This is a genomic window from Granulicatella sp. WM01 (genome assembly GCF_004570605.1).
GTDB lineage: Bacteria > Bacillota > Bacilli > Lactobacillales > Aerococcaceae > WM01.
On the sequence record NZ_SPPB01000206.1, the window covers coordinates 1 to 217 of the forward strand.

At 36.9% G+C, this 217-nt stretch carries 1 pseudogene; it reads right to left on the reverse strand.

From position 1 onward, the window contains the following. Positions 1-217 (reverse strand): annotated as a pseudogene (locus E4T68_RS09450) (IS30 family transposase); the annotation flags it as partial.

Consider the following 217-nt stretch of genomic DNA (forward strand, 5'->3'; position numbering starts at 1 on the left):
CAAAGGATTGGCGTAATGCCACTTCTACTGGACGTTGTGTAATAGATTTACCTAAACAGCGTTTATGTTGTTTCAAACGAGTAGGGGTTCTCTTGTGACGAATACGTACCATCCGTGGTAAATCAATTGGTTTTAATGGTATAGATTGATTGTGTATCCAATTATAAACAGTTTTAGTGCAAGGGACTAGTTCATCAGAATGCTGCTTTTTATAAGT